Origin of the sequence: Pedobacter sp. ISL-64 (assembly GCF_018613605.1) — a bacterium.
Classification (GTDB): Bacteria; Bacteroidota; Bacteroidia; order Sphingobacteriales; family Sphingobacteriaceae; genus Pedobacter.
In genome coordinates this window covers 66138-86183 of the sequence record NZ_JAGGPU010000007.1, presented here as the reverse complement: position 1 = coordinate 86183, position 20046 = coordinate 66138, and the positions used below count along the sequence as shown (strand labels likewise).

Sequence of the window (20046 nt, the reverse complement as noted above, 5' to 3'; positions counted from 1 at the left end):
TTCAAATTAGGAAACGAATGGCCTGTGGTTCTTGGAGGCGCTCAGCCCGCCATTCGCTGTAGTTCCGATAGACGAATCGGAGGCTGCCGCTGCTGTCGGGTTTAAGAACAAAGTTTGTGCACCCTGCAACCCTAAAAATGAAAAACTTTTTTGCCATTTAGCCCCGGTTGAAGCGTTACCCTGCAGCAACGAGGAACGAGGCAGCGAAGCGTAAAAGCGTAAAACGGGAAGAAACATAGCATTTTGTACAGGCTCTGCGCTCCATAAAAAAAAGCATTTTAGACTTAGGAAATGGATGGCTTGTGGTTCTTGGAGGCGCTCAGCCCCGCCATTCGCTGTAGCTCCGATAGAAGAATCGGAGGCTGCCGCTGCTGTCGGGTTTAAGAACAAAGGTTTGTGCAAACTGCAACCGCGAAAATGAAAAATTGTTTTTGCCATTAGCCCCGGTTGCAGCGTTACCCTGGAGCAACGAGGTAGGAGGAAGCGAAGCGTAAAACGGGAAGAAACTTAATCTTTTATACAGGCCCTGCGCTCAATAAAAAAGGGATTGTAGACTCAGGAGATGAATGACATGTGTTTGGAAAAAGCATTGCGATAATTGCAGGGCTTTTTATAGGTTTTGATGCCTGCGGTACGATTTTAAAATTTTAAAGGTATGCTCGAACTCGTAACTACTTAGGTTAGAATAATCGGGCATAGAGATTTTATGTACCGTTAAAAAGTTTAACAGTTCTTTAATTACGTTTGATACTTCTTCTGATTCTTCGGTATGTTTTAGGGTATCGATCTTACTTAATAACAGGGCAATCTCGAACATCTTAAAATCATTCTTTCCCGTAATGCCCAAGCCGATATTAGTTTCTATAAGCGCTTGTTCGTAATTATGTGTAGCATTGTAAAAGTTGGCTTTAAACATACTGAAGCTGGCCAAAATAAAATTGGTATAATAGGTGTAATCGCTGCTGATGATTTTATCAACAAATTGTATAATGCGCTGCGCTTTTTTAAAATAGTTGAGCTTGATATAGGTTTGACCTAGGTGAAGCAGTAAAAAAGAAGAGAAAACGGAATGTCTTACATAAAAGATATTGGGGTACTTAGTCAAAATAGCCATAATAAAGCGGTGGCATTCTGCATAGCTTTTTTGAGAAAATAAGGTAATTAATACCAAGCGGTAAGAGAGTATTTCGGTAGAAGTAATTTCTTCGTTTTTCTGTGGTTTACTCTGATCTATCTCCTGGCAAAGTTTTATTATTTTATCTTCCAGGGTTTTACTCTCGTTAGGTTTATTAACCAGGTTATTGTAGAAATAAAGAATTAAATCATAAGGATTAATTGGGAACAATTCATTTAATCTCTTGTAGTTCCGCTTTAGCAGCTGCATGGTATTGGCTAAAGCTACTTTATCCACATCAATTAGATTAACGTTGCATTCTATTATGTGCAGTATAATCTGAATGTCTTCATTGAGTACGTTCTCTGAAATGGTTTTGATGGTTTCTTTATACAGGTTGCTCATGGTTCGCCCTGTAGCCATAATGTCGATAAAATCGACGCCAATGCTTAACTTATTGAAATTAGAATTGGGTTTGCCAAGTTCGTATTTAGACACATAACAGATAAAATCGAAAGCACTGTTTTTTTCAATGTTGGTAAATGGCAGCCTGAAAATGTTTTTTAAGGCTGCAATCTCATTTCTGGTGATACAGAACCTAATTGCCCAGTTAAGTATATAGTCTCTCAGCGAGGTTTGGCCAGGGAAACTGTTTAATATATGCTCGAAAAATGACTTACAAGGCTTGTATTCAAACTTATCAGTGATCTGTATAAATAGGAAATAGGTATAAATATCGTCGTTTAAAAAGCGGACAATTTCTGTAGGGATGGCAGTACTTAATCTTTTTTCTTCGATGATGATCCCAGCATGCAGAAGTTCTTCGTATGCATCGGGATAACAATTGATATAACTCAGGATTTTTTCTTTAGAAACCCTTAATTTCTTATTTCCTTCTGAAATGCTATCGCTTATTTTTTTAAGGAGAAATACTTTTTCAGTGCTTTTTTTTGCCAGAAATACGCGTTTCTCTAAGAAATAGCTAATTAATTCATAACGTAATAAAGGATTACTCAGCTCAAGATGGTGGTTCTCATCTTTGAGCTTAAAATAAACCTGTAACCAGAATGGTGTTTTAAACTGAGTTAATAGGGGCAGGCTTACATCCGCCCGGTTGATAATTTTGTTTTCTATATTGCTTAAGGTGTAGAGTACCTCATCAACATTTAACGATGGTACATTACTTAGGGTTTCCTCATCATAAAATAAGCCCGTATACCAGGCTTTAGTTAAAGATGCAGAACCGTAAATAGCGGGTTGAAGATTAATCCAACTATTCGTTCGCAGACCAAATGCGAGCTTAACAAAGTTGTTTTCTTCAATACTGTATAAAAAGTCGATAAACGTTTTAAAATAATTACTTCTTGCTAAATGTTCATCAATACCATCAACAATAATAATGAAACGGCCTTCTCTCTTTTCGGGATTTTTTTTAAAAAAACTGATTAACTCGGAAAGGCTCCCAAATTTAAATTCTTTTAAAAACCAGTCTTTTAAAGTGTTTCCAGTTTGAATAATGGTATTAATACTGGTAGAGTTAACCAATAAAATGATGTCGTTTTTGTAGAGGGCATTTTCTGACAGGAAAAAATACTCTATCATGTGTGCAAGCAGTATCGATTTTCCCTGGCCAGGCTGAGCACTTATGGTTGTAAACTGATAGTTGTTTTTTAAGAAATAATCAAAATCAGGGTAAAAAAAACTTCTGTTGGCGGTAGCACTAAAAGGAATGCCCGAGTTATTTTTATTTGCAATTAGCGATATCTCTGTAACAGCATGTGCTTTTAGCTTTAAATCTTGCCAGATACTTTGAACGGAGGTAGTTTGGTTTTCCTTGTCTTTACAAAATGAGTCCCAGTCGTTATAACCTATATATTGTGATAAGCTATTTAAAGTAAATAAAGAGAATTTATGTAAAGTGTTCGCAAAGCCAAAGAATCGCTTGATAGTTGTTTCACTTACGTAATTTTTGGTTTCCTGAAATACATACTCGGAAAGAATCTTACAATGAGCTGGGTCGATATTTCTCAAACCAGATTTTATAAGGACAAACTTCCTGAGTTCGATAAGGAGATCGTTAGCATTCATTAATTAACAGATGGGATGACTAGCGCTAATGTCATCATAATTTCACAACTGAAGAAATCTATTCTCTAAGAATGACCAGGATGAATAAAATGAATGAAATGGATTGCATAAAAATGAATAGCAATGGATAGGATAGGATGCTATTCTAGATTTAGATTTGTCATAATTAAATAATGCACCAAAAAGCATTTACCAAACAAGCATTAGTACATAGTAAGTCTCCTAAATAACGCCTGACATGATGAAAACTCATACTTACTCGTCCCGCATAGGGATAACTAGCAATACATTAATTGCAATCATCATTCTATTAACGCTCTTCTCCACTAAATCGTATGCGCAAACTAAAATTTTTGCAAATACAGTAACCAAGTCGGATCATGTTGATAATGCAACAAATGCAACTTTAAACGACAACACTTTTGCCTCCGTTAATTCTTATGGTGGGGCTCTTCTTGGCATTGGTGCCTATAGCGGCGAACTGGAATTAAAATATCCGGCTTCTGTAGCTGCGGGAGTAACATCTTATGTCAGAATAGAGTTTGATGGAGATATCCTGAACAGGTTACTAGGCGGAAGTTTGGGGACTTTACTGGCTAATGTAGGTGGGACAGTAATTCTTGGAAACCATTCATTCCAGGTGGGGGCCAGAAACGGTGCTTCAGCGGTACCCCCAACCGGTGGGAATAGTGTAGACGGGTTTTCTTCAGATAATTTACGACTGGTAAAAGATGCAAATGGTTTCTTTTACATTGCAATAACACCTACACAGGCTTATGATAGGGTGTTTGTAAAAGATGTAACCAATGCACTTTTACTTGGGACTTCTAACAGTACAAAGGTTTATTATTCATTTTATACTTCGGGTACTGATCCTTGCGCACAAGCATTTACTACTGGCTATGAAGGAACTGGTATTACGCTCGATGCCTTGCAATTGGGCAGTTCGGGGGTAACCAATAGTGAAAGGGCAATTGATTCAGATCCTAATAATTTTTCTCAACTCAGTTTAGGTATACTTGGCGTGGCTTCATCCATTAGCCAAAATTTTTATTTTACAACACCATCAAACGCTGGTGATGATTTCAACCTTAGATTTAGTTCTACCCCAGCATTGTTAACTGCGGGTGTTTTACAGAATATTTCGGTAACAGCATACAACGGCGGTACTCAGGTATATACCGGATCAGTTCCAACTACCTTAAATCTAGATTTACTGGGTTTATTAAATAGTGGCCAACCGGTGTCGATACCATTCTCTCCTGGTGTACCTTTCGATCGGGTAAAAGTAACCCTCGGTTCGTTACTTACCGTAAACCTTACACAAACCATTAATGTGTATGGTGTAACCCGCTCAGCAGGTAGGCCAACACCAGCAAGCACTGCAGTTGCGGCATGTTATAATAGTATAGTTGCTTTAAATGCGACTACGCCAAATACCAACGAATTGCTATGGTATGAGGCTATAGAAGGTGGAGCACCAGTAAGCACCGTTGCTTTTAATGGTACTTTTACTACACCTCCATTAACCGCTACTAAAACTTATTATGTTGCTGCCAGAAGATTAGGTTGTACTGCTGAATCGACAAGGATTCCTGTTGTAATTACAGTAAACCCACAAATTATTTTTAACGGATCAACATTAACTAACGCAACACCAGGCTTTGCTTATTCTAAACAATTAGATGCAGCTACTGGCGGTACAGCGGGTTATACTTATGCTTTAGCAGCAGGAAGTACATTGCCAACCGGTTTAACTTTATCATCAGCTGGTGCAATTACCGGAACACCAACTGTAGCAGGTAATTCAACTTTCGATGTTGTGGCCACAGACAGTAAAGGCTGTAAAGCAACTGCAACTTATAATTTAAATGTTACAGCAGCATTGGTACTTACTCCAGGTGCATTGCCTGATGGTTTAACAGGAACGGTTTATCCAACGCAGACTATTCCGGCTGCAACTGGTGGAACAGGACCATATACTTATACTGCAACCGGTGTACCTCCAGGCTTAACTTTTAATCCAATAACCAGAGAAATTAGCGGAACACCAACTCAACCTGGAATATATACTATACCAGTTACGGTAGTTGATGCGAACGGTAATACCATTACTTCGAATTATACTGTAAAAATTACTGATCCTTTATTATTACCTACAGCAACTTTAGCCGATGGTACTACAGGAACAGTTTATCCTACGCAGATTATTCCGGGTGCAACTGGTGGAACTACGCCTTATACTTATTCGGCAACAGGTCTTCCTCCGGGTTTAACTTTTAATCCATCAACCCAAGCCATTACTGGTACACCAACAACACCAGGAACTTATACCGTACCAGTTACGGTTACAGATGCTGATGGAAAAACGGTAACAACCAATTATACCATTAACATAACCGACCCGTTGTTGTTACCAGCTGCAACTTTGCCAGATGGAACAGAGGGTGCGGTTTATGCAACGCAAACTTTACCAGCTGCTACAGGTGGTGTTGGTCCTTATACTTATGTTGCAACTGGTCTTCCTGCGGGATTATCATTTAACCCAACAACAAGAGAGGTTACCGGTACGCCAACCCAAGCAGGTAATTATACAATTGGTGTTACAGTTACCGATAGCCAAGGTAAAACGGCAAGCAACACCTATCCAATTAAAGTAAATGGTACGTTAACCTTACCAACACAAACTTTACCTAACGGAATTGTTGGTACTTCTTATTTACCACAAACTTTACCGGCAGTAACAGGAGGAACATCTCCATATACATATGTGGCAACGGATCTTCCTCCGGGATTATCGTTCAACCCAACTACAAGAGAGATTACCGGAACGCCAACACAGGGTGGTAACTATAATATTTCTTTAACCGCTACAGATGCGAACAATAATAAAGCAACTACCACTTACGCAATAACTGTAACGGTAAATGCGCCAGTTGTGGCTTCCGCTACAGTATGTACGGGAAGCACTGCTACTTTAACAGTAAGCAACCTTCAGGCTGGTGTAACTTATAACTGGTATGCATCAACAGGAAGTACCCCTTTGGTAACTGGCAATAACGGTACTTTTGTAACGCCAGCAATAAACTCGGCAACTGTTTTCTATGTAGAAGCCGTTTCTGGAACAGCAATCAGTTCGAGAACATCGGTTACTGTTTCGGTTAACCCACCTGCAACTTTAGCAACAGTTACTACTAATAACCAGGTAATCAACTCTGGACAAACCACAACTTTAACTGCTACTGCTGATGCAGGAAATACCATCGCCTGGTTTGATGCCGCAACAGCAGGAACACAGGTTGGAACCGGAACTTCGTTCACTACACCAGCTTTAACAGCAACCAAAATTTATTACATAGAAACCACAAGCAGCAATGGCTGTAAAAGTGCAAGTCGCGTTCCGGTAACTGTAACCGTAATTAACGGCGGTGGTGCAACAGCTTGTAATGCAGCAAATAGTCAGAATACAGGTATTAATGGTATCTGTTTATTATGTGCTGTAAATGGCGCAGGTAACTCAACTGATGCCGATGCCAACAACTTCACCAGGATTTCTCTTGCTGTGGGCGTTGCAGCAACAGGTTACCAACAATTAATTTTCCCATCAACAGGTGTTGCTACTGATAGCATCCGTTTAGATTTAGCTTTACCAACTGGTTTAGCTGATGTTGGTCTTTTAAACAATGTAACCGTTACCGTATTAAATGGTACTACGGTTGTAAGAACAGTACAATTAAACGGTGGATTATTAAACCTTCAACTTTTATCGGGTAACCGCTTTGCTGCAACTGTTTTAGCAGGTGGCGTATACGATAGGGTGCAGGTAAGTTTTGGCGCATTAGTTTCGGCTTTAACCAGCTTAGATATTTATGGTGCAACCGTAGTTTACCCTAACCCAACGTTTATTGCTGGTGCGCAATCTATCTGTTCAGGTAGCACTGCAACATTAAGTGCAACTGCAAATGGCGGTACTACTTTAGCCTGGTTCGATGCACCAACAGGCGGAAACCAAGTAGGCACGGGTGCAAACTTTACAACTCCGGCCTTAAATGCAACAACTACTTATTATGTTCAGGTAAGCAAAGGAACCTGTTCAAATACAACAAGAGTTCCGGTGGTTATTACCGTTAACCCAGCAATTGTATTTGCAGGCACAACTTTAACCAATGCAACAATTGCATCTCCTTACAGTAAACAACTTCCGGTTGCTACTGGCGGTACACCTGGTTATACTTATACTTTAGCTGCAGGTAGTACTTTGCCTGCTGGTTTAACTTTATCGCCAAGTGGTGTGGTAAGTGGAACGCCAACAGCAGCAGGTAACCCAACATTCGATGTTGTAGCAACTGATACTAAAGGTTGTAGCACAACTTCAACCTTTACTTTAACCGTAACACCAGCATTGGCTTTGGCTCCGGGAGCATTGCCAAACGGTGTAACAGGTACAGCCTATACTACAAACGGAATTCCAGCCGCAACAGGTGGAACCGGACCATATACTTATTCGGCAACAGGTGTTCCTCCGGGATTAACCTTTAACCCGGCAACAAGAGAAATTACAGGTACACCAACTCAAATTGGAACCTTTACCATTCCTGTTACAGTAACAGATGCCAATGGCAATACCATTACTGCTAACTATACAATTAAAGTAACTGATCCATTGGTTTTACCGGCAGCGACTTTAGCTAACGGAACAACAGGAACAGTTTATCCAACACAAACTATTCCATCTGCAACAGGCGGATCAACACCTTATACTTATGCGGCAACGGGTCTTCCTCCGGGATTAACCTTTGATCCGGCAACAAGGGAAATTACAGGAACACCTACACAATCTGGAACTTTCACAGTACCGGTTACGGTTACCGATGCTGATGGAAAAACAGCAACCAATAACTATACAATCGTAGTGGTTGATCCTTTATTGTTACCAGCAGCAACCTTGCCTGATGGAACAGAAGGAACAGTTTACGCTACGCAAACCTTACCATCGGCAACTGGTGGTGTTGGCCCATATACTTATGTAGCAAGTAACCTTCCGGCCGGATTAACTTTTAATCCAGCAACAAGAGAAGTTTCAGGAACACCTACACAGGCCGGAAATTATTCGATCGGTGTAACTGCAACAGATAGTGAAGGCAGAACCGCAAGTAATACTTATGCACTTAAAGTAATTGGTGTTTTATCATTACCAGGTGCAACACTACCAAACGGTATTGTGGGTACACCTTATCCAACACAAACCTTACCAGCGGTAACAGGCGGAACAGCTCCATATACTTATTTAGCAACAAACCTTCCTCCGGGATTAAGTTTTAATACTGCAACAAGAGAAATTACAGGAACACCAACTTTAGGAGGAACCTTTACGATTTCTTTAACTGCAACAGATGCAAACGGAAACAAAGCAACAACAGCTTATAGCTTAACCGTAACGGTTAATGCGCCAGTGGTTGCTGCAGCAACTGTTTGTTCAGGAAGCCCAGCTACATTAAGCGTAAGCAATTTGCAGGCTGGCGTAACCTATAACTGGTATGCTTCTACCGGAAGTACACCATTGGTTACCAATAATACAGGTGTTTTTGTAACACCAACAGTAACCGCTCCAACAGTTTTTTATGTAGAGGCGGTATCTGGAACTGCAGTAAGTTCGAGAACTGCGGTTAATGTTTCAGTTAACCCACCAGCAACTGCTGCAACCGTAACTACGAATAACCAGGTAATTAATGCTGGCCAATCTACTACATTATTAGCAACGGCTGATGCAGGCAATACCATTCAATGGTACGATGCTGCAACAGGTGGAACACAGGTAGGAACAGGTACTTCATTTGTTACTCCGGTATTATCGGCAACTACAACTTATTATGTAGAAACAACAAATGCCAGTGGTTGTAAAAGTGCAACCCGCGTTCCGGTAACTGTTACCGTATTAAATAACGGTGGTGGTACTGCATGTAACGCTGCTAACTCACAAAACTCTGGTATAAACGGAATTTGTTTATTGTGTGGTATAACTGGTGCAGGAAATTCTACTGATGCAGATCCTTCTAACTTTACCAGAATATCTCTTGCGGTAGGTGTAGGTGGCTCAGGTTACCAACAATTAATTTTCCCTAACGTTGGAACAGCTACAGATAGTCTTCGTTTAGACTTAGCATTACCAACCGGTTTAGCTGATGTTGGTTTATTAAACAATGTAACTGTTACCGTATTAAACGGTACTACAGTTGTAAAAACAGTACAATTAAATGGCGGACTATTAAATCTCCAGCTGTTATCAGGTAACCGCTTCGCTGCAACTATATTGGCAGGTGGTGCTTACGATAGGGTACAGGTTAGCTTCGGTGCATTAGTTACAGCTTTAACCAGTTTAGATGTTTATGGTGCAACGGTAATTTATCCTAACCCAACGGTAACAGCGGGTGCACAAACCATTTGCGCCGGAAGTACAGCAACATTAACTGCAACTGCAAACGGTGGTACAACATTGGCCTGGTACGATGCAGCAACTGGTGGTACACAATTGGCCACTGGCGAAACATTTACTACACCAGCTTTAACTGCTACCACTACTTATTATATTCAGGTAAGCAAAGGTGGTTGTCCGAACACAACAAGAGTTCCGGTAACTGTAACGGTTACACCTGCATTACCAACACCAGTATTGGCAACAATAGCTAATGTGTGTGAAGGATCATCAGCAACTTTATCGGTTGCCAATCCAGATGCTGCTGTAACTTATAAATGGTACGATGCTGCGACAGGTGGAAACTTAGTATTCACTGGCGCGGTATTCCCAACTCCGGCATTAACAGCGGCAACTACTTATTATGTAGAAGCATCTCAAGGAAACTGTACAAGCACTACACGAGCTGCAGCAGCAGTATCAGTAAATCCTCGTCCGGCTTTACCAGTAGTAACTGCAAGTTCATCAACAGTTAGCGCAGGTCAGACTGCAATTTTAACAGCTAGTTCGGCAGATGCAACCAATACTTTCAACTGGTACACTTCAAACACTTCAACCACACCAGTTTATGTAGGCGCAACATATGTTACACCGCCACTATTGGCAACTACAACTTATTATGTAGAATCGGTTTCTACAAATGGTTGTACATCAGCAAGCCGCGTTCAGATTACCGTTACAGTTGATGGAAATGGATCTCCAAATCCAGTTCCTTGCGAGGCGGCAACAACACAAGTTAACGGTGTTAACGGTGTAGCTTTATTATCCGGTGTGTTTAACCCGGCATTGGCTATTGATAACGATACCCAAACCGCATCTTCATTGGTAATGCCAGTAGGAGCGCTTGGTGCTTCAGTTTATCAAAGAGTTGGTTTTGGATCATTATCTAAAGTGGGCGATACGGTACGCGTTTTAGTATCATCTCCAGGAAAACTATTATCACTTTCGTTATTAGGAAACGCTGCAATTACTACCTATGTTGGAACCAATAGCAATGGTGATTCTAGATTGTTAAATGATAACCTAATCAATATTCAGTTGTTAAGCGGTAATACCCAGGCCTTAATCACTTTTGTTCCAACGAATGTTTTCGACGGAGTAGAGGTTAGATTAAACTCAGGTTTATTAGGTGCTTTAACATCAATCAATTTAAATTACGCACAACGTATTTTGGTTGCGCCTACCGTAACATCAGCAAATGTTACTGCTTGTGTTGGCCAAACTACACAGCTTGAAGTAAGCAACCCATCGGCAAGTTTAACCTACAGATGGTACGATGCTACAGGTACATACTTAACCGGTAAAGACGGTATCATATTTACTACCCCAGTTTTAACAGGCGATACTAAATTCTACGTTGCAGCAGTTTCTGCAACTGGTTGTGTAAGCTATAAAACAGTAGTTAATGTAACTACAAACCCTGCACCGGTAACACCAGATCTACTTTCAGCATCTGTAAATACCTGTCCGAATACATCAGTTACTTTCCAAGTTAAAAACCCAATTGTTGGCACAACCTATAACTGGTATGATGCTGCAACAGGTGGAAACTTAGTATTCACAGGCGATAACTTTACAACACCTTTAATTACTGCAAATACGAGTTATTTTGTAGCAGCAGTTAATGGCTGTGGTGCTTCATCAACCAGAACAGAGGGCAAAATTATATTAGGAACCATTGATGTTCCGGTAATTACGCCACCATCAATTACCATCAGCGAAGGTTCGGTTGCCGTATTAAAAGCAACTTCGAGTACAGCAGGTGCAACCATTAACTGGTACACTACTGCAAATGGTGTAGTTCCAGTATTTACTGGCGAAACTTATGTAACACCGCAATTAAGTGCAACCACTACATATTATGTAGAAGCTACTATTCCTGGCGGCTGTACTGCAACAAGCAGGGCAACTGTAACCGTTACTGTAATTCCTAACGGTACACCTATAACCACACCTTGTGGAGCAGCTACAACAACAGTTGCAAGTGGTGTAACAGGAGTGGCATTATTGGCTGGAGTTTTCAACCCTACTTTTGCGGTTGATAACGATATCAACACAGGATCTAGTTTGATTATCCCAGTGGGATTACTTGGCGCATCTGTTTATCACCATGTTGGCTTTACAGGATTATCAAACGTAGGCGATACTTTAAGAGTGAAAATTACCACTCCGGGTGCATTGCTTTCGGTAGGGGTGTTAAACAACTTAACGGTAACCACTTTCCAGGGTACAACCAGCAATAACGATGCGGTTTCTATATCTAACCCATTAATTAGCTTAAAACTATTAACCGGCGGAACATCAGCCATATTAACTTTCGTACCAACCAGTAAATTTGATGGAGCAGAGTTAAGATTAAGTTCGGGCCTTTTAGGGGCATTAACATCTGTTAATTTAGATTATGCTCAAAGGGTAATCACTACGCCAACAGTTACCGCAGCTACAGCAAGCGCTTGTCAAGGATCATCTGCAACCTTAGGTGTTCAGAACCCACAAGCTGGTGTAGTGTACAAATGGTATTTAGGCACCACCTATCAAGCAGGAAAAGATGGAGCAATTTTCACAACAGACCCAGCTTTAACTGCTGGAACTTATACTTATTCGGTAACAGCTACGGCTAACGGTTGTGAGACTGTAGGAACCAAAGTAACGGTAACTATTTTAGCTCCGCCAGTAGCGCCGATTCCATCAACTACCAATCCGGCTACAACTTGTATCGGCTCACCTGCTACTTTAAGTGTACAGGCCGTTGCAGGAGTAACTTATAACTGGTACGATGCAGCTATAGCTGGAAATATGTTGGTAACCAACAACAGTAGCTTTACTACATCGGCATCACTTGCAGCAGGAACATACGATTATTATGTTGAAGCGGTAAGTGGAACAGGTTGTTCAAACTCAACACGTACTAAGGTTTCTATCACTGTTAATCCATCAGCAGTTGCTGCCGATTTAACAGTAACCGGAACAACATCATTATGTGCTTCTGGTACAGCGGTGCTTACTGCTGCCAGTACAACAGTAACCAGTCCGGTATTTACTTGGTACACTGATGCTGCTTTAACACAGGTTGCTTTTGTTGGTGCAGTATTTAATACACCAGCCATTACCGTAACTACCAAATACTATGTTACCGTTAGCGGAACAAATAAATGTGCAAACACAGCAGGTAATGCAAAAGAGGTTACTGTAACGGTAAATCCTGTTGCTACCGCTGCAGATATTAACTTAGCTGGAACAAGTACCATTTGCGGAAGCTCTTCAGTTACTTTAAATGCAACAAGTACAACCGTAACCAATCCGGTATTTACCTGGTACAGTGATGCGGCTTTAACTACTGTAGCGTTTACAGGAGCTAACTTTATTACTCCTGCACTTAATGCAACCACCACATATTATGTAACGGTTAAAGGCGATAATAAATGTGAGAATACAGCAGCTACTGCAAAATCGATTACCATTACGGTTAATCCTGCGGCTACTGATTCAGACATTGCCATTAACGGAATTGCATCAATCTGTAAAGGATCTACAGCGGCACTGTCTGCTTCAACAACAACAGTAATTAACCCAGTATTTACCTGGTACAGCAATGCAGCTTTAACTACAGTGGCCCATGTAGGTGCCAGCTTTACTACACCTGCACTTAATGCAACCACTACTTACTACGTAACTGTTAAAGGCGATAATAAATGTGAGAATTTAGCTGCAAATGCTAAGGTTGTTACCGTAACAGTTAAAGAGTTTGCAACTTCTGCAGATATTGCGGTAAGCAATGCTCAAATCTGTTCAGGTTCTACCGTAATGTTAATGGCTTCGAGCACTACGGTTACCCAACCGGTATTTACCTGGTATAGTGATGCATCATTAACAAGTGTTGTATTTACAGGTCCAACTTTCACAGTAACTGGTTTAACTGCCACTACTACTTATTATGTAACGGTTAAAGGTGCCAATAAATGTGAAAACAGTGCTGCAGATGCCAAAGCGGTAACAATAACCGTTAATCCTTTGGCAACTACTACCGATATTATTCTTAGCGGAAGCACAGTGGCTTGCGCAGGATCGTCGGCCGTATTAACTGCAACATCTCCAACAGTAACCAATCCAGTATTTACCTGGTATAGTGATGCGGCATTAACCAATGTAAGTTTCATTGGCGCGACATATACTACACCGGCCTTAACCAGCACCACTACTTATTATGTAACTGTAAAAGGGGATAATAAATGTGAGAATGCCCCTGGTACCGCCAGAGTAATTGCCATAACTGTTAGTCCGGTTTCTACCGCTGCCGATATAACCGCTACTGATGCAACAATCTGCTCAGGTTCTGGTACAACCTTGGTAGCAAGTACAACAACCGTTACCAACCCAACATTTACCTGGTACAACGATGCTGCTTTAACTTCAGTAGCGTATGTAGGTACATCATTCGTTACCCCTGTATTAACGGCAACAACTAAATACTATGTTACGGTTAAGGGTGATAACAAATGTGAAAACTCAGGTATCACTGCAAAAGTGGTAACTGTAAATGTTAATCAGGGGGCAACAGCTGCAGATATTACCTTATCTACACCAACATTGGTATGTGGATCGGGTACAGCAGTAATCAATGCAAGCTCAACAATAGTAACCAATCCGGTATTTACCTGGTACAACGATGCTTCATTAACAAGTGTAGCCTTTACCGGACCAATATTTACCACACCGGTATTAACCACCACCACTACTTATTATGTAACTGTAAAAGGTGATAACAGATGTGAAAACACTGCAGCAAATGCAGCAGCAGTAACCATTAAAGTTAACCCGATAGCAGTTGCAAGTGATATTGTTGTAAATGGATCAACAAATATTTGCGGAGGATCTAAAGCAGTATTAACGGCAAGTAGCACAACAGTTACTAACCCGGTATTTACCTGGTATACCAACGCAACGTTAACTGATGTAGCTTTTGTAGGTGCAGTATTTACCACACCAACATTAACTACCAACACAACTTATTATGTAACTGTAAAAGGCGATAACAAGTGCGAAAGTAGTGCTGCTACAGCTAAATCTGTTAACATTGTTGTTAACTCGGTAGCTTCGGCAACTGATGTTACTGCAGCAGATGCCACCGTTTGTGCAGGATCGTCAGCTAGCTTAGTGGCTAGCACTACAACAGTAACCAATCCAATATTTACCTGGTACAGTGATGCTGCTTTAACAACACCGGTATTTACTGGAGCAACCTTTAACACACCAGCACTAACTGCAACAACTAAATATTACCTAACTGTAAAAGGTGATAACAGATGTGAAAGTTCTGCTGCAAATGCAAAAGTAGTTACCGTTAATGTAAATGCAGGTGCAACAGCTGCTGATATCACATTATCAACTCCAGCCAGAATATGTGGTTCTGGAACAGCAGTAATCAATGCAAGTTCAGCAACGGTTACCAGTCCAGTATTTACCTGGTACAACGATGCTTCATTAACAAGTGTTGCCTTTACCGGACCAATATTTACCACACCGGTATTAACAGCTACTAAAACTTATTATGTAACTGTTAAAGGGACCAACAAATGTGAAAACACTGCAGCTAATGTAAAAACAGTAACTGTTACTGTTAATCCAAGTGCTGTGGCGACAGATATTACAGTAAATGGATCAACTTCAGTTTGTGCAAGTACAGCAGCAACATTAGCAGCAACAAGCACAACGGTTACCAACCCAATATTTACCTGGTATAGTGATGCTACTTTAAATACAGTAGTATTTACTGGCCCAGTGTTTAATACACCAGTACTAACTGCAAGTGCAACTTATTATGTAACGGTTAAAGGCGATAATAAATGCGAAAACACTGCAGCAACAGCAAGGGCAGTAGCCATTACCGTAAATGCAGCACCAAACAACCCGGTAGTATCTGTTCCAAATGGAGGCATATGCGCAGGTGATGGAGCCACCCTAACAGTAACGAATGCACAGGCAGGTGTTACTTACGAATGGTACACTGCAGCGACTGGTGGTAACTTATTATTCACTGGCACAACATTCAATGTAACAGCCTTAGCTGCAACAACAGATTACTATATTTTAGCAATCGGAACTGGAGGTTGTAACAACAACGGTGGCCGTGTTAAAGTAACGGTTACTGTTAACGCAAAACCAACAGTACCAACGGTAGCTTCAACATCGGTTAATGTTTGTACCGGAAGTCCAGCTATATTAACGGTAACAAGTCCTCAAACAGGTGTAACATACAATTGGTACACTGCAGCAGTAGGTGGAACGTTAGCAGGAACAGGTGTAAACTTTACAACACCTGCAGTTAATGCAAACATCACTTACTATGTTGAAGGAGCAAACGGAACCTGTATCTCATCATCTAGAACACCAGTAAATGTAATTGCACTACCAGTACCAGTTGCACCAGCATCGGTAACGGCAGCAAATGGAACACTTTGCGCAGGTAGCTCAACCATATTAACGGTTAATAATCCTTTAGCAGGATTGGTTTACAGATGGTATGCTGCAAGCTCTGGTGGTCCTGTACTGGCAGAAGGCATAACCTTTACTACACCAAACTTAACTGCTACCACAATCTACTACGTAGAGGCAATAGCTGTGGGTGGTTGTGCTAGTCCAACAAGAACAGGCGTTACGGTTAATGTACTGCCGGTATTAGAAAAACCAGTAGTAGTGGTGCAAAGCACAACACCAAACAGTGTAACCTTTGCATGGGCTGCAGTTGCAGGTGCTACCGCTTACGAAGTTTCTCAGGATAATGGCTTAACATGGGTAAACCCAACAGGCGGATCAACAGGAACAACTTACTTAGTGGCAGGCTTAAAACCAGATCAAAGTGTAACCATTATTGTACGGGCCAGAGGTCAGATTGAGTGCCAAACCAGCGCAAATTCTACTCCTGTAACTGGTAAAGCAGCTAATCCTTTTGGAGATCAGGTTTACATACCAAATGCATTTACACCGAATAACGACGGTAAGAACGATACCTTCTTAATCTATGGTAATACCATATCAAGCGCCAAAATGAGTATTTTCACACAATGGGGTCAATTGATATTCCAATCAGATAACGTAGCAAATGGATGGGATGGAACTTTCAAAGGAGTAAATCAACCGATCGGAGTTTATGTGTACATGGTTGACATTACATTCACCAATGGAACAACATCATTAAGAAAAGGTACAGTAACGCTGATTAGATAAGAAGAGGATTAATAATAAACAGATAAAATCAAAGACCATGAAAATACTATCGGCTTTAAAAATATATGTTGCAGTGCTAGGATTGCTGCTGTGTACAGCTAAGTCCTTTGCACAAACTGATCCGCATTTTTCACAATATTATGCAAACCCGTTATATCTTAACCCGGCCTTAACCGGGGTAATAGACGGCGATTACCGTGCAACTGTAAACTTTAAACAACAATGGAGTGCACTAAACAGTTCTTTCTTAACAGGTGGAGCATCGTTCGATATGGCTCCAAAAAAGAACTTCGCATTTGGCGCAACCATTTTAAACCAAAGGGCAGGGGAGTTAGATTTTAACTACTTATCTGCCCTGGTATCAGGTTCGTACCGTTTAAGGTTTGGTGCCGAAGGTTTACAGATGGTGAGCTTTGGTTTACAGGCCGGTGTAATTAACCGCAGTTTCGATTTCTCTCAGGCCAGGTTTGGTAATCAGTTTAACCCAATTTCAGGTTATGATGGTGGTATGATGAGCGGAGAAACACTTTCATCTCAATCCTCTTTGGTTCCTGATGTAAATGCAGGTATCATGTATTTTGATGGTAACCCCAACAAAAGTGTGAACGTTTTCTTAGGCGCAAGTGCAGCACACTTAACCCGTCCTATGGATCGTTTCTCTGGTTCAAATTCACGTATCCCTGTTCGTTTTACTGCACATGGCGGTGCGCGGATCAAGGCTTCAGAATTATTGGATATTGTGCCAAATGCATTGTTTATGTACCAGGGTAACACAAACGAACTATCAGTAGGTGCTTATGCACAGCTTAACGTTAATCCATCAGCAAACATTTTGTTTGGTGGTAACTACCGTAATAAAGATGCAGCAATTGCCTTTGTTGGCCTACAGTTAAAGAATATGGTTTTCGGGTTAAGTTACGATATTAATACCTCTACTTTCAACCGTGCTTCTAACAGTAACGGTGGTTTAGAGCTTTCAATTTCCTTAATTGGCCGTAACGGTCTTATTGGTCCAAACTTCTTTTGTCCACGTTTATAATTAATCAAATGAAAAAAATATTACTCTTTTTGTTAGTGGCATTTGGCGGTTTTGCAAACGCACAGTATGTGGTGAATTATAAAAAGGTTGCAGATACTTATTTCGAAAATAAGGATTACTACGCAGCATCTACTTTTTATAAAAAAGCCTTAAAAATTACTGGAGACAGTACCCAGGCCATTTTACCGTACGGTATGGAAAGGAAATCAGCGACTGATGATAAAGTGATAGACGATTATGAAGGATCGATTTATAACCTTGCAGAATCTAGTAGATTGTATAGGGAATTTAACGAAGCTGAAAAGTATTATGCAATAGCGATCACCTTTACCAATACACGTTTTAGAAAGGCGCTATTTTATTATGCAGAAAGCTTAAGGGCAAATAAAAAATTTAACCTGGCTATCGATGCTTTTCAACAGTTTATCCAAAAAAATCCTGGAGATGCTTTGGTAAAGGACGCTCAAAAGGAAATCGAATCGTGTAAGTTTGCGATCGAAGAAATGCGTTTTCCACGCATGGTGCAGGTTAAAAAAGTACCTGGTAATGTAAATGGTTTAGGCTCTAATTATGCTCCTGTTAAAATCAACAACGAGTTGTATTTTACTTCATCCCGTCCGGTTGCTGTAGGTAGTAAAAAAGACATGGTTAAAACAGATGCTGGAGAAGTTCAGGTATCAACTAAAACCAATCCATTCCTTAATAATATTTATGCAGCCAAAGGCGAATTAACTTCAGCTGATATTGCAGTGAGGAAGATCGATATCAGTTTCCCTAAAAACATGGAAGTTGCTGCTTCTACTTTTACCCCAGATGGAAATACAGTATACTTTACAGCCTGGAAGGATAAAGAAAAATATGCCATTTATTCTTCTAAAAAAACAGGTGATAAATGGGCCGACCCACTACCAGTTGGTTTACAGGTAAATAGTAAAGATTTTAATTCAACTCAACCATTTGTAACCAGCGATGGTAAATTCCTGCTTTTCTCATCTGATAGAAGCGGCGGTTATGGTAAGTACGATCTTTGGTATTGTACTGTGCGCGAAGATGGATCTTTAGGTCAGGCAGTAAACTTTGGCCCAACCATTAATACCGAAGATGATGAACGTGCACCATACTACAATCCATTAACCAAAAAGTTATTGTTCAGTACCGATGGTAGAATAGGTTTTGGTGGTCTCGATTTCTTTGAGTCAGAAGGCGATCTTGTAGATTGGACCAAACCAAAAAATGCAGGTTATCCATTTAACTCATCAAAAGATGATCTTTATTTCACTGCAACAGATGATAAGGGAACAAAAGGATATATCAGTTCTGATCGCGAATCATCATGCTGTTTAGAGGTATTTGAAGTGAAAAAAGAATACTTCTCAATCGCAGGTATTTTAACTGACTGTAAAACTAAATTGCCTTTGGCAGGTGCAAATGTAACCCTTACCAATGCAGAAGGTGCTCAGAAAATTACAACTGGTACCGATGGTGTATACAGATTTAAGGTAGATTCGAAAAGGCCAATCAAATTGCTTTTTGCGAAAGATAATTATTTCGCAATTACTAAAAACTATCCTTACGAAGAATTGGCAAAAGCAGATACCTTGATATATAAGGATTATTGCTTAAGTCCTTTTAGATTAGGTATCCCAATGGCTTTGGATAACGTTTATTACGAATTTAACAGTGCCGAACTTACTGAGCCTTCTAAAAAAGTATTAGACTTCCTGATCCCGATTATGGAAGATAACCCTGAAATGGAAATCGAATTAGGTTCTCATACCGATAACATTGGAACAGATGAGTATAACTTAGATCTATCGAACAGAAGAGCTAAATCCTGTACCGATTATTTAGAAAGTAAAGGTATTGCTGCTTCGAGGTTAACTTCAAAAGGTTATGGAGAATCAATGCCAATTGCGCCAAACGAAATTACTGTTAAACGCAAGAAAAAAGATAATCCGGAAGGAAGAGCGAAAAACAGAAGAACAGAATTTAAAGTAACCAAAAAATAAACTACAATTAACATCCCGGTAAGCCATCTTCCTAAAAAGAAGATGGCTTTTTAGTTTATATAGTAAACAGTTTTCAATTCGCAGTTAGCTGCCGATTGAA

Annotated in this window: 5 protein-coding genes; 3 read left to right on the top strand and 2 right to left on the bottom strand. The window is 40.4% G+C overall.

The features are described 5' to 3' along the window. Positions 1-6: 6 nt before the first annotated feature. Entirely contained in the window at positions 7-438 is a 432-nt protein-coding gene (locus J7E57_RS11670; protein ID WP_215130592.1) for a hypothetical protein, read from the bottom strand. A gap of 172 nt (positions 439-610) precedes the next feature. Further along, entirely contained in the window at positions 611-3202 is a 2592-nt protein-coding gene (locus J7E57_RS11665; protein ID WP_215130590.1) for a hypothetical protein, read from the bottom strand. Between the two features lie 238 nt (positions 3203-3440). Here J7E57_RS11665 and J7E57_RS11660 point away from each other — a divergent pair, with 238 nt between their 5' ends. From J7E57_RS11660 to J7E57_RS11650, 3 genes are read left to right on the top strand one after another with little or no spacing between them, the layout of a single operon-like run. After that, positions 3441-16898, top strand: a complete 13458-nt coding sequence (locus tag J7E57_RS11660; protein ID WP_215130587.1) for a putative Ig domain-containing protein — start codon at positions 3441-3443, stop codon at positions 16896-16898. A 37-nt stretch (positions 16899-16935) separates the two neighbouring features. Continuing rightward, positions 16936-17937 (top strand): PorP/SprF family type IX secretion system membrane protein, encoded by a 1002-nt coding sequence (locus tag J7E57_RS11655; protein WP_215130585.1) that lies wholly within the window; start codon positions 16936-16938, stop codon positions 17935-17937. Positions 17938-17945: 8 nt separating this feature from the next. Then, a complete protein-coding gene (locus J7E57_RS11650) occupies positions 17946-19946 on the top strand; it encodes an OmpA family protein (protein WP_215130584.1) in 2001 nt (666 codons plus the stop codon). Positions 19947-20046: the final 100 nt, after the last annotated feature.